The sequence below is a fragment of the Parageobacillus sp. VR-IP genome, assembly GCF_013357975.1.
Classification (GTDB): domain Bacteria; phylum Bacillota; class Bacilli; order Bacillales; family Anoxybacillaceae; genus Saccharococcus; species Saccharococcus caldoxylosilyticus.
This window is the reverse complement of sequence record NZ_JABVYQ010000004.1, coordinates 122,398-135,434: the sequence shown is the minus strand read 5'-3', so window position 1 is coordinate 135,434 and position 13,037 is coordinate 122,398. Positions and strand designations below refer to the sequence as shown.

At 43.1% G+C, this 13,037-nt stretch carries 13 protein-coding genes; 4 read left to right on the top strand and 9 right to left on the bottom strand.

Annotated features, from left to right (window positions below; genetic code table 11):
• Positions 1 to 235 precede the first annotated feature (235 nt).
• Together HT574_RS11315 and HT574_RS11310 are read right to left on the bottom strand one after the other, a co-directional pair.
• Positions 236 to 997 (bottom strand): SDR family oxidoreductase, encoded by a 762-nt coding sequence (locus tag HT574_RS11315; RefSeq protein WP_175244688.1) that lies wholly within the window; start codon positions 995 to 997, stop codon positions 236 to 238.
• A 129-nt stretch (positions 998 to 1,126) separates the two neighbouring features.
• Positions 1,127 to 1,270, bottom strand: a complete 144-nt coding sequence (locus HT574_RS11310; RefSeq protein WP_169735602.1) for a hypothetical protein — start codon at positions 1,268 to 1,270, stop codon at positions 1,127 to 1,129.
• Between the two features lie 113 nt (positions 1,271 to 1,383).
• Here HT574_RS11310 and HT574_RS11305 point away from each other — a divergent pair, with 113 nt between their 5' ends.
• The gene (locus tag HT574_RS11305) at positions 1,384 to 1,830 is read left to right on the top strand and encodes a universal stress protein (RefSeq protein ID WP_175244687.1); all 447 of its coding nucleotides are present in this window, start codon (positions 1,384 to 1,386) and stop codon (positions 1,828 to 1,830) included.
• A gap of 24 nt (positions 1,831 to 1,854) precedes the next feature.
• Here the strand turns inward: HT574_RS11305 and argH are convergent, their stop codons facing one another.
• A complete protein-coding gene (gene argH / locus HT574_RS11300; RefSeq protein ID WP_175244686.1) occupies positions 1,855 to 3,234 on the bottom strand; it encodes an argininosuccinate lyase in 1,380 nt (459 codons plus the stop codon).
• The gene (locus tag HT574_RS11295) at positions 3,231 to 4,439 is read right to left on the bottom strand and encodes an argininosuccinate synthase (protein ID WP_017434982.1); all 1,209 of its coding nucleotides are present in this window, start codon (positions 4,437 to 4,439) and stop codon (positions 3,231 to 3,233) included. The genes argH and HT574_RS11295 overlap by 4 nt, the downstream gene beginning before the upstream one ends.
• Before the next feature lie 187 nt (positions 4,440 to 4,626).
• Here HT574_RS11295 and HT574_RS11290 point away from each other — a divergent pair, with 187 nt between their 5' ends.
• Positions 4,627 to 4,941 (top strand): hypothetical protein, encoded by a 315-nt coding sequence (locus tag HT574_RS11290; RefSeq protein WP_042407601.1) that lies wholly within the window; start codon positions 4,627 to 4,629, stop codon positions 4,939 to 4,941.
• Positions 4,942 to 5,078: 137 nt separating this feature from the next.
• Positions 5,079 to 6,737, top strand: coding sequence for an acetate--CoA ligase (locus tag HT574_RS11285; protein WP_175244685.1), 1,659 nt, complete (start codon positions 5,079 to 5,081; stop codon positions 6,735 to 6,737).
• A 43-nt stretch (positions 6,738 to 6,780) separates the two neighbouring features.
• Here HT574_RS11285 and HT574_RS11280 read toward each other — a convergent pair whose 3' ends face one another.
• Both HT574_RS11280 and HT574_RS11275 read right to left on the bottom strand, forming a co-directional pair.
• A complete protein-coding gene (locus HT574_RS11280) occupies positions 6,781 to 7,296 on the bottom strand; it encodes a MogA/MoaB family molybdenum cofactor biosynthesis protein (RefSeq protein ID WP_175244896.1) in 516 nt (171 codons plus the stop codon).
• A gap of 445 nt (positions 7,297 to 7,741) precedes the next feature.
• Positions 7,742 to 8,008: a hypothetical protein gene (locus tag HT574_RS11275; RefSeq protein ID WP_175244684.1), complete on the bottom strand. Its 267-nt coding sequence runs from the start codon at positions 8,006 to 8,008 to the stop codon at positions 7,742 to 7,744.
• Positions 8,009 to 8,194: 186 nt separating this feature from the next.
• Here HT574_RS11275 and HT574_RS11270 point away from each other — a divergent pair, with 186 nt between their 5' ends.
• Positions 8,195 to 9,715: a response regulator transcription factor gene (locus tag HT574_RS11270; protein WP_175244683.1), complete on the top strand. Its 1,521-nt coding sequence runs from the start codon at positions 8,195 to 8,197 to the stop codon at positions 9,713 to 9,715.
• A 78-nt stretch (positions 9,716 to 9,793) separates the two neighbouring features.
• On the opposite strand, the gene HT574_RS11265 is transcribed toward HT574_RS11270, so the two are convergent.
• The 3 genes from HT574_RS11265 to HT574_RS11255 all read right to left on the bottom strand — a co-directional run bounded on the left by HT574_RS11265 (position 9,794) and on the right by HT574_RS11255 (position 12,908).
• Positions 9,794 to 10,969, bottom strand: a complete 1,176-nt coding sequence (locus HT574_RS11265; protein WP_175244682.1) for a coiled-coil domain-containing protein — start codon at positions 10,967 to 10,969, stop codon at positions 9,794 to 9,796.
• A gap of 34 nt (positions 10,970 to 11,003) precedes the next feature.
• Positions 11,004 to 12,161: a DUF6114 domain-containing protein gene (locus HT574_RS11260; RefSeq protein ID WP_175244681.1), complete on the bottom strand. Its 1,158-nt coding sequence runs from the start codon at positions 12,159 to 12,161 to the stop codon at positions 11,004 to 11,006.
• Positions 12,162 to 12,299: 138 nt separating this feature from the next.
• Complete coding sequence (locus tag HT574_RS11255) at positions 12,300 to 12,908, bottom strand: DUF6230 family protein (protein ID WP_017434973.1); 609 nt, start codon at positions 12,906 to 12,908, stop codon at positions 12,300 to 12,302.
• Positions 12,909 to 13,037: the final 129 nt, after the last annotated feature.

Genomic DNA, 13,037 nt, shown 5'->3' with positions numbered 1-13,037 from the left:
GCTATAAATTCCTCCTAGTTGTTTTGCTTACTATACCATATCCTTTTGCCGTCAAATATGAAACCATCATTATTTATGTTTCTCCTTTTTTCTATAAATAAACAGCTTTTTTCGCTCTTTTCCCGATGCGCTTCACACCCTCCTACAATAAGAATGAAAGTAATTTCGATCGAGTTTTTTCCAATAGAAAAATCACCTCACTAATGCAAGGAGGTGATTTTTCTCAAGAAACAACTTACGTCCGATGACGGTGAAGGACATTGACTCCCCCGGTGACATCAATCACTGCTCCTGTAATCATATCCGAATCTTCTTCACATAAGAAAGCGATCACACGGGCAATATCCTCGCCTGTCCCTGAGCGACCGATGGGAGTTTCCTCATCTTTTTTCGTCCGCGCATAAGCAATGGTTGCTTCTTTCATTTCCCCAACAATATTGCCTGGGCAAACCATATTTGCGGTAATGCCATACTCCGCTTCCTCGAGAGCGATCGTTTTCGTCAACGATACTAAACCAACTTTTGCCGCGCTAAACGCGGATCGATGCACCCATCCCGGAGCATCCGCCGCCCCTTGGAATCCATATGTAATAATGCGTCCAAACCGTTGTTTTCTCATTAACGGAATCGTTTTCTTTACTAAATGGAAAACGGCGCTTAAGTTTCCTTCAATCATTTCATACCATTCCTCTTCCGTGTAATCGGCTAATTTTTTCCTCTCAAAAATATACGGACCAGCATTATTGATCAAACAATCAATCCGGCCGAATCGCTGCAATGCCGACTCGACAAGCACCGATAAATCCTCTTTTTTCGTGACGTCCCCGCGGACAAACTGAAGCCGGTCTTCTAAATGGGCGTACTTTTCTTGCAGCGACCGCACTGCTGCCTCGTCACTCCGATAGTTGACCGTTACCGAATATCCTCTTTCTAATAACAATTCCGTTACTTTTCTCCCCAGCCCTTTCGCTCCGGCTGTGATGAGGGCATGTCGCACAACTACTCCTCCTCACCTTCACTACTTCCTGTCTTTACTTTAATTTACTATAAATTATGTGGCCGCGCATCCATCCCGCTTCAAAAAATCATCATGGTGAGACATCACCATGATGGATTCACATTAATTCTATTCGCCGACTTCGCGCTTTGGATCGTAGTAAAGCTCATCATGATCCACCACGCCGCTATGATACGCATCCATGATTTGTTCACTAATGATTTTGACTTCCTCTTCATCATAATACCAATTTTCGTTGTACTTTTTTTCCACTTCTTCCACTCCTTTTTTCATCAAAGTGTCATATATACAGTAGTTTCTCATTGCTTGCATGGGGGTATACTAATCATAGGGATAGCATTTTTATCCAAAGGGAGTGGAGGCCCATGACAATGACGTACAAAACGATTGTCGTTGCGGTAGACGGTTCGAAAGAAGCGGAATGGGCATTTAAAAAAGCGATTCAAATTGCCAAACGCAACAATGCAAAATTAATTTTGTCCCATATCATTGACTTGCGTGGATTTGCAACAGTAGAAATACATGATCACACTGTCGTAGAACGATCGGAACAATATGCGAAAGAGCTGCTTAGCAACTACCAGAAACAGGCATTTGCCGCCGGGTTAAACGACGTGGTCATCGATATTGAGTTCGGTTCGCCAAAAGTCAAAATCGCAAAAGAGGTGGCGCCAAAATATAAAGCCGATTTAATTATTTGCGGAGCAACCGGGTTAAACGCGATGGAACGTCTCCTAATTGGAAGCGTTTCCGAACATATCACCCGCTATGCGAAATGCGATGTGCTTGTCGTGCGAACCGAAAAAGAATAAAAGAAAAACACTCCGAAGCATCCGCTACGGAGTGTTCACTATTTCTTTGGCTTTTTCCAACGCTTTTCTTACTTCGGAAAATCCTGTTCCGCCCGCGCTATTGCGGCGGTTAACAGCGGTGTATGGCTTAAGCGCTTCATATATGTCTTCTTCAAAGAGCGGTGACGCTTCTTTATAGACATCAAGCGGCAAATCGGCTAAAAATACTCCTTTTTCAATGCATGCCAACACAAGCTTTCCCACGATTTCATGCGCTTCACGGAACGGTACTCCTTTATTGGCTAAATAGTCGGCCAGCTCGGTCGCGTTGGAAAAATCTTGTTTTGTCGCTTTTTCCATCACGTCTACATTGACTTTCATCGTTTCAATCATGCCGGCGAAAATTTTCAGCGAACCAATCACCGTTTTTACTGTGTCAAACATGCCTTCTTTATCTTCCTGCATATCTTTGTTGTACGCGAGCGGCGTTCCTTTCATCACGGTCAACAGCCCGAATAAATTGCCGTATACCCGTCCCGTTTTGCCGCGGATTAACTCGGCCATATCGGGATTTTTCTTTTGCGGCATAATGCTGCTTCCTGTCGCAAACGCATCATCGATTTCGATAAATTGAAATTCCTGGCTCGACCAAAGAATGAGCTCCTCGCAAAAACGGGATAAGTGCATCATCAACATGGCGCTGTTGCTTAAAAACTCAATGATGAAATCACGGTCGCTTACCGCATCGATACTATTTTCATAGATGCCATCAAATCCAAGCAGCTCCGCGGTCATATGGCGGTCGATCGGAAACGTCGTTCCGGCAAGCGCTCCTGCGCCAAGCGGCGACTTGTTAATGCGCTTTAATGACTCGCGGAATCGCTCGCGATCGCGTTCTAACATCCAAAAATAGGCGAGCAAATGATGGGCGAACGAGATCGGCTGCGCTCGCTGCAAATGCGTATATCCCGGCACAATCGTTTCCACATGCCCCTCGGCTTTTTCCACAAGTGTTTTCTGCAATTGTCTGATCAGCGCGATAATTTCGGTCACGCGCTTGCGCAAATATAAATGCATATCGGTCGCCACTTGGTCGTTGCGGCTTCTTCCCGTGTGCAGCTTCCCGCCGACAGAACCGATTTCATCGATAAGCATTTTTTCAATGTTTAAATGAATATCTTCGTAGGCAACGGAAAATTCAAGCTTGCCTTGTTTCGCCTTTTCCAGCAAGGTATACAGACCATTTTTGATTTTCTCTACGTCTTCACTTGGCAAAATTCCGCATTTCCCGAGCATCGTCACGTGGGCGATGCTGCCTTCGATATCTTCTTCTACCAGCTCTTGGTCGAATGGGATCGACGCTCCAAACTCGTCGACCCATTCTTCCGCTGTTTTCGTAAACCGTCCTCCCCAAAGTTTTTTCACATGGTCACCTTCTTTTGGTTGTTTACGATGCTGTATACTTTCGTTGGCAATCCGTATAAGGAAATAAACCCAACAGCCGCTTGATGGTCAAATTGGTCTTCCACTGTATAGGTTGCCAGCTTTTCATCATATAGAGAGAATTCCGATTTGCGCCCTTCGATAATGGCATGCCCCTTAAACAATTTCACACGCACGACGCCGGTTACGTTTTTTTGCGTTTCTTTTAAGAAAGCGACAAGCGCATCTTTAATTGGCGAGAACCATAAACCGTTATAAATGACTTCCGCCAATTTTTGTTCGATAATCGGTTTAAAATGCGCGACTTCTTTGACGAGCGTCAAATCTTCCAGCTCTTTGTGCGCCTTAATCAGCGTCATCGCTCCTGGACATTCATATACTTCCCGCGACTTAATGCCGACAAGGCGGTTTTCGACATGGTCAATGCGCCCGACGCCATGTTTTCCGGCAAGCGCGTTCAGTTTCAAAATTAACTGCGCAAGCGAATAAGGCTGACCGTTTAGCGTTGTCGGCACGCCTTGTTCAAAACCGATTTCAATGATTTCTGGCTCGTCCGGCGTATCCTCGAGCGCTGCCGTCAGTTCGTACGCCTCCTCCGGCGGAGCCGCCCACGGGTCTTCTAAAATGCCGCACTCATTGCTTCTGCCCCATAAGTTTTGATCGATGGAAAACGGGCTGTCAAGATCCACTGGGATCGGAATGCCGTGTTTTTTCGCATATTCGATTTCTTCTTCGCGCGACCAGCTCCATTCCCGTACTGGGGCGATAACATCCAAGTTTGGATTTAACGCTTTAATCGACACTTCAAAACGGACTTGGTCATTTCCTTTTCCGGTGCAGCCGTGGGCAACAGCAACTGCGCCTTCCAGTTCCGCGATTTCCACCAATTTTTTCGCGATCAGCGGACGCGACAAGGCGGATACGAGCGGATATTTTCCTTCATAAAGCGCATGCGCCTGCAAGGCAATCAGCGCGTATTCATTCGCGAATTCTTCCTTCACATCAATGACATACGATTTAATGGCCCCGACTTTTAATGCTTTTTCCTTTACGAAATCGAGATCTTTTCCTTCGCCAAGATCTAAACAGCAGGCGATGACATCATAGCCCCGCTCCTGCAGCCATTTAATTGCAACCGATGTATCTAAACCCCCAGAGTATGCCAGCACCAGTTTCGGATTAGCCATTTTTTATTCTCCTTTCCCTTTACATAAATATACCCTTATATAAATAAATATTCATAACAATCTATTATCACTTTATCAGCTTTTTCGCCGTTTTTCAATAGTTATTCATCATAAAGTATAAAAATACTAATTGTTAGCTCCTTCCCTTTTTTGTACAATAAACGGTAAGGGAAAGGGTGAGAAAAGAATGGAGCAATATTTTGTTTATGATCAACGGCTTGGCATTTCTTTGCCAAAGTTAGAAAAAGATTGGGAGGATTATAGCGAGAAAGAACAAAACGCCATTTTGCTGCGCTGGGAAACCATTCGTGGTGCCATCCCCGACCGCATTGCCGAATTGGAGAAAACCATTAACAAAAAACAAGACGAGCTCGGAAACGAAAATGATTTCGAACGCTCCTGCCGATTAAATGCAGAGATCGCTGAACTCGCTTCGATCATTAATGATTTATGGATTTGGTATCGGATGAATCAAACAGTATCATTGCGTATGCCTCAATAAAAAGAAGGAGAGACAGAAGCGGTGAAACTCTCCTTCTTTTATATTCCAATTTTTATTTTTATAAAATATATTGAATATTTTATTTATTAACATTATTATTTATATTGATTCTATTTTATGTAAGCGGAGGGATACTCATGACAAAAGCAGCATCCTATACTTCGATCATTGATTCTTTTTCGTGGAATAACGTATTCGCACATTATGATTGGAATCCGCATGATCGTTTCAATGTTGCCCATGAAGTGTGCGACCGTTATGCAGACGATCCGCAACGCATTGCTATATTTTATGAAAACCATTTAGGAGAAAAGAGAACCATTACCTATCGAGAATTACGGGACTGGTCGAATCAAATGGCCAATGTATTTCGCAAACTTGGGGTGAAAAAAGGGGATAGAGTTTGTGCCCTTTTGCCCAAAAATCCTGCGCTGATCGTCTATATTCTGGCTGCTTGGAAAGTCGGTGCCGTTTATGTACCGCTTTTTACAGCATTTGGCCCGCAAGCGATCGAATATCGGATTAACCATTCCGAAGCAAAAGTGATATTGACGAATAAAGAACAACGTTCCAAACTGCCTTCAAGAGAAAAAACGCCAACATTAGAACATATTTTTATCATTGATGGGGCGGATAACGATAACGATTTGCCTTTTTGGGAAACGCTTTCAAAAGAATCTGTCGACCATAAAACAGAAGAAACAACGGTAAACGATTTACTGGCAATCCAATATACATCGGGTTCAACGGGAATGCCGAAAGGAGCAATGTGGTCGCACAACTTGCTTATTAACATTTATCCTTATATGCGATATGCGATCGGTTTGCGGGATGACGATGTCTTTTTAGGAGGAGCTGACCCGGGATGGGCTTATGGATTGATCTTTTGCACCTTTGCTCCAATGTGCTTTGGTGTGCCAATCGTCTTTTATGAAGGCCCATTTAAACCGGAAACGTATTACTCGTTGATGGAAAAATATCACGTAACCAACTTTACGTATGCCCCAACCGCTTATCGCGCGATGGCTGCGGCGGGCGCGGAATTAATCGGTAAATACCAGATCGGCGTACGCGCCATGAGCTCCGCAGGAGAACCGCTTAACCCGGAAGTCATTCGCTTTTTCCAACAGCATTTAGGGATAACTGTCCATGACCACTACGGTCTGTCGGAAACATTAATGCTGATTGGCAATTTCAACGCGGTAAATATGGAAATACGACCAGGCTCCATGGGATGGGTATTGCCGGGATTTGAAGTCGCATTGCTGGGCGATGAAGGAACTCCGGTAGCAGACGGAGAAGTGGGACAAATTGCTTTTAACACCAATTCTATTCCAAACGTATTTAAAGGTTATTGGAAAGAGCCTGAAAAAACGGCGGAGAGATTGATGGGAAACTGGTTTCTCACTGGAGACCTGGCAACGAAAGACGCGGACGGATACTTTTGGTTCCAAGGCAGGGCCGATGATATTATCTCCAGCGCCGGATACCGCATTGGTCCTTTTGAAATCGAAAGCTGCCTCATTGAACATCCAGCCGTAGTGGAAGCAGCAGCCGTTGGAAAGCCTGATCCATTAAAAGGGGAAATAGTGAAAGCTTTCGTCGTGTTGGCGGATGGCTATACTCCATCGGAAGAACTGGCGCAAGAACTATCTTTGTTTGTCAAAAATCATTTATCCAAACACGAATATCCTCGTGAAGTAGAATTCGTATCAGAACTTCCAAAAACGCCTAGTGGGAAAATTCAACGCTTTATTCTCCGCAACCACGAAATCGAAAAGCAGAAAAATGCCTAATCAAAAAGAAAGTGTCCGTTCCTTGAACGGGCACTTTTTGCTTTTATCGTAAATCTTTCCTTATTTCCCGCACGACGTGGCCAAGCTCTGGCAAAATCAATTTTGTCATCGCAAGGCGCACTGCGCCCGACGACCCAGGTGTAGAAAAAATGGCTGTATCGTTCGCCACCCCGGCAATCGCCCGCGACAACATCGCCGCTGAACCGATATCTTCCGTATAGCTTAACATTCGAAACAGCTCGCCAAAGCCAACGATCTCTTTTTCGATGATTTCCTTGACCGTTTCAATCGTCACATCTCTTTTTGCGATACCGGTGCCGCCATTCGTCAGCACAACGTCGACGTCCGGCCGCCGGCAGCCGTCAAGCACGGTCTGGCGGATCGCCTCTTTTTCATCTTTCACGATTTCATATGCAACAACGTCATGTCCGGCTTCGCTTAACAACTCGATCATCAGTTTCCCGCTTTTGTCCGTCTCCGCCGTTCTTGTGTCGCTTACAGTGACAACTTTGCAGCGGACAGTAAGCGGAGCTTCTTTTTTATGTTCAGCAACGCTCATCGGCATCATCCCATCCTCTCATTTGACGATATCCTCCTTTACAAGTATAAGGGACTCACTGTATCTTTTTCAAAACAAAAGCGAACCCATAGCTAATTAAAGCTGGTAAGATGGATACGTTCCCTTCTTCTAATTTAAATTGTACGTGAAATCCCTTGTCGCCTAAACCTCCTCATCTCCTTTGCCATCTCCCGTGTATGATCATACATTCTGTTTGAATGATGTTTCTCTAATTCCCCAACAGCGAGCAATAATTGAACATTTTTGATTTCCTCCTCCATCGAAATACAAATTGTTTTTCTCCTCCATCAGCACTTTTTTGTTCCAATGAATGGACGGACTCCCTGCAATATATGTCTAAAAAGCTCTTACTGGGAAAGCAGGCCGATTGCTTCCATCACTTCCTTCCAAGCCTTTATCAATTTGGACGAAAAACAAGGAAGGTTTAAACAGAGTTGGATAAATTTCTATATGTAAGGTGAGCATTTGTTATTACTTTTCTATGACGGTGCGAATGGTTATCCCCCATTTTGCCAAACGGATAAATGCCAGATCTCCATCTTGTTATAAAATAGACAGAATTGTTATAATATTGTTGCATTAATATAATCACTGCCAGCCAATCGAAAGGGTAAATCGCTAATACCTGAATCCGTAACAGCTTCATTTCTTCATCTTTCGAAATCCCAATAATATCACTGATTTCGTTCATTTTTGCCACTTCACCTAAATTAAGTAAAGAGGCAAAGAAAAAATTCGTTCAATCATAAGGCTATTTGAGTCGTTTATTCAAGTTTCTATCACAGATTCAGGCAATACTTCTTTTTCCGTTGATCACCAAACAGCGATACAGATTTCTCCAATAACGATTAGGTCATCAAAAGGAGGAAACGATGCGATGTGCCTGACGTTAAAAGAAAAAATGAACAACATCTTGCAAAACGGTATTGATATGATTCAAGAGCACCACGAACTGATTCTTGCCAAGTGGAAAGAGAAATTATCTGAATTACAGAAAAAACAAAACATCGCGGCGCAGCCGTTGGAAACCACCATCGACTTTTTTTCCGAAAGGCTATTCACAAACAGAGGAGACATCGAAGAACTTTTGCAGGATATCGAAGAGGGATGGAAACACAATTCAAGTTTGTTCCCTTCCAACAAAATGACTTTTATCTTTACGTTATTGGAAAATGCCGCCCATGAGGCAATTCAATCCAACATCGGTGATTCATTTCAAGAACATCAAGCGGTTCAATATTTGTTTTCTAAAATCCATGAAGTCATTTTTAAAGAATGCAATGATGAAAAGTACAACATAGACCACTTCCTCGAGCAACTCGCCTCCTCAAGGCAGCTTCCCATTCATTGGATTGCTGAATTGACAAAATCAGAGGAGGGGTTTTATGTAAAAAAAATGTACAGCCAAACAAACTTCTTGCCTTCAACGATCGACCTCCAATTGAAAGCGGATACATTATTTGCGTTATCGGAGTCCCTGCTTGAATTCATGTCGAAAACAGGGGAAAAAATGCGGGTTTTTCCGATCCCGTGGGAAGAAAAAATTTTATTGTTTTGTACAAACGAAACGGAACACCAAGCTCTTCCATTTATCATGCATTCCTTGCAAATGTTCAATACAGGGGAAAAGGCGCTAGAAAAGACGAAACAGGAGCAATTATGGAAGGATGCGGTCATTTTATTCGATCAATGGATTATGCGTGCTAAAACGTTACATCAAGCGTTTGAATATATTTCGTCTGGTTTTGTGAACTACTTGCCGTTTGAACGGTGTGCATTGTTTGCTTATTCTAGCGCGAATGAAAGCGGGTTTGGACTTTATGGGTACCAGCTGAACAACGAAGAGATAAAAAACATTCACGAGAATATCAATGGCCTCCCGCTAATTAAAAATTATATGCAGCGATTACAGCTGCTTGGCGGACACATCACGAATTTGCCGCCCATTTATGTGTCAGAGGCAGCGGAAGGCCTGCCGATCAAATATGTCAAACAGTTTCAACTCGAATCTATTGTTATTGCCCCGATTTACGTTCCTTCGGAAAGCAAACTCATCGGAGCAGCCATTTTAGATCAAGGACCAGGAAAACCATTTAACATTTCGAGTGACATTTTTACCGCCGTTATGAAATTCGGCCAAAGCGCCGGGGAAATTTTAGCAAAATTCGGCGGCGATCGCCCGGAATTTCCACAAGCCGCTGCAACACCCCATTTGTCTCCTCGCGAAATTGAAGTATTGAAATTAGTCGCAGAAGGAGCTTCCACCTATGAAGCGGCTAAGAGATTGCATTTAAGCGAATATACTGTTCGCGACTATGTGTCGACCATTTTACAAAAAATGAATGCGAAAAACCGTACGGAAGCCATTGTCAAAGCAATACGAGATGGAATCATTTAATTCATTTGCGGCGGCACTCGAAAAAATAGTGGAAATTGGAATGGAGCTCCTTTCGCCATTCCAATTTTTTCTTTCGCCTCACTCACTCCCATTGTCCGATTTTTTCTCCTGTTCGTGTTGTTGGTCAATATGTTTTAAAGCTTCAATAGATTTGTTCATCTGATTGATGCGATCGCTCCATATATGTGTCTCGTTTTTCAGCTCGTTAATTTGCTCATCGGCTTGGCGGACTTTTTCTTCGATGGAATGAAGCTTCTTCTTTGTCTCTGCGACCTCTTGGCCGATCTCCGACTTTTCGCCAAGTTTGAGTTTCTTTAAGGTTTCGGACACGTTTTGGACTGTTTTTTGTTTGGCTTCTAGCGATTCTTTTGCCTGTTGCAACAGCTCATCTATTTTCTGTAAAGTGAGTGTGAAACTTTTTAATTGAATGGTAAAATCGTTGTATTGCTTACTTAAATGTTGTACCGTTTCTTTCAACACATCTAGATTTCCAATCCGTTCGTTTCCTTGTTTTATTTCTTTTTCCAAACGGTCCGCTTCATTCTCTATTTGCTTCCTTCGTTGTTCCGCATCGTTGAGGAGTCGATCCATTTGATCGGCTTGTTCTTGAAACTTTGCCATATCTTTCTTCACTTCGTTGAAAGCCGCGATTTCGTTGCTCGCCTTTCCACTTTCGTGCTCATGAATCGCTAATATTAGATGTTCCGCTTCCTTCTCCAAATCTTGCTTTAACAATGATTGTGCGATCGATTGCGCTTCAGATACTTCTTTTGGATCAAAACTTGTCTCGACTGACATATTTGGAGTTTGAATATGATTCGTAGTTAATTTTGTAGCTACAAGGGTCACATCCCTCAAGCACTGCTCAACGACAGGGATTCCATCGAAACAGAGGCCGCCAATATGCAGCTTCGTTACTTTCATATTCATTAGCTTGGCATTGGCTATATCGTTAGATTGGATGGACAATACCATTGTCCCATAGTCTGTTCTCACTAATTTCCTTAAAGTCAGCCCATATATTTTCGCCTGTAGAAATGCAATCGGCAGTTCGCCGATGATCACTCCAGGCGCTCCAATGATGATCCCTCCTAAATCGAGAGTGCCCACGACTTTATCGGCATGAATGATAAAGCCGGAATCCTCACCGGCCGCCGTTGCCGCTGCTCGGCTCGTACCTCCTAGCGGAAAGCAAAAACTAATGATAAAGACAAGCAAAAGGCTAATGATTTTTGCTTTTTTCCATACGATCATAACGGATGTCCCCTTCAAATGATTTCAGCGATTGTTAACCGGTTATCGTATTTGAATTTACAGTTGGAATGTCTTTTGGACGTTTCGAAAGATCATGGTCATTGGAGCCTGTTTTTGAAAGAACGCCATTCCAAGCGGCAATGAATGTACCGCCAATTAAGCCAAGCAATCCGCCAACCACTAATCCTCCTGCCGCCCCGATAAATGACAAAATGGAACAAATAATGATCAAACAGCCTGTAAATAAATGAGTTTCGGGTTTGGCCATGCTCAAAATCGATAACATCATCATGACCATTCCGATGACGAGCCCAGCCCACATTAATCCGCTTCCAGGCAATAATAACATCGGAGCAACGCTAATTCCGACGAGTAAAATCAAGCTTCCGCCAACGAGAGAAAAAACCGCGCCCATAACCGGGCGATGTTTATTGGACGCAAGCAAATATCCAAAAGAAAGCGGTAAAAACACCCCTACACCATAAGGCAGAACGAGTCCGGCCACGCGACGAACAACACCATCGAGCGAGACCATTCCTAGATGAGTGCATGTAAAGACTACCATTAATACGGCGACGATTGCCGCTAATATAAAAGACATATTTCTGCTCGCTTGGACCGCTTGTGGCCACGTTTCTTGTTTTCGTTTCTTTATTAACACCCCAGTGGCATAAATTAACAGAGCAACAACCACAACGGCCAGATTCGTTAAATAAAACGGCAGCTCCATTGCGGCCTTATTAAAATTTACCAAATGATCAATAATACCTATTACATTAATCGCTACAAATGCCCCAATTGAACCGAGTAAAAAAAGGATCAAATAGTGACCATGATATAATACGTATCGTTCTTTATTTACATGGTTTTCGACCATCTTATGAATGAGCGTTGAATAAATGATAGCATTGCAAAAGCCAAAGATGACCGCCCCCTTTGCACCGAAACCGAGCAACTGGCTTCCGCCAATTAGTGCACCTGGCAAAAGGCTGGTGCTCGCATATTTCATTTTCGCTTTATCCCACTTCATAAAGTGAAACAATATCGTCAGCAAAGCAAGAAGAGCCGCTCCCGTTCCTCCGCCAATCATCGCACCTCCCATCCCTTTCCCAAAAACAAGCCCGCCCGCAAAAGCTCCGGTAACCAAACCGATGACGATCATACTCAAAGTTTCAAAAAATAACTTGATCATCCGGCCCACCTCCTAACGATATAGCCAACACCTTTCGATCCATTCGTGACTACTTTCATTAAAACTTAAGGTGATAGAGGTTTCCCTCTACTCATTTTGGGGGAAATAGGCGATATATGAATGATGATGCACTTCGAATTAAAAATCCCCGAGTTTGCTGCCATCCTTCATATTCGCGACGATTTTTAGTTTCATGCCGGGAATGGAAATGTCCCCTGCAGATAAGAAATGCGTATTTAATTTAGGATGATCAAGAGTTAAATTGGGCGCTTGCAAGTCAATGACATTGAGTGGATTATCTGTATAATATTCTTTTACTTGCAAGTTTTTAAATAATGTATTGTCAGATTCAATGCCAGATACCCTTAATTTCAAATTTTTCCCAACAACATCACCGCCCGTCACGATAACATCCACACTTTTGACGTTATAACTTCCGAGGGCACTCTCTGTGTTAATATTTTTCGAGAGCATCAACCCGTTAATAGTGGCTGATTCTAAGTCAATCGCCGCTTGTGCCCATACCGGTTTATTTTCTGTTTCGCCAAGTGATGGATATAATTTGAAATTTGTTCCTGTAATTTTGTCGGCACTGATGATAAAACCGCCTACTCCAGACAGTGGGAAAGCGGCAAAGACCGTGCCCGACATGAACAGAACCAAAAGTAACGCAATCAGCCCTAACATTCCTGCTCCGCCAATGATCCCAAGGCGCTTCTTGTTCACATTTAATGCGTTTTCCATCATAATTTAACCCCCTTTTTTACAAAATCCCTATTTCCCCCAAAATAAATACCTTTTATTTTCAAGAATATATTTATTATTCAGAATATTGTCAAGCCGTTTTTCCATCTCCAACGCATGAATCGACTAAAT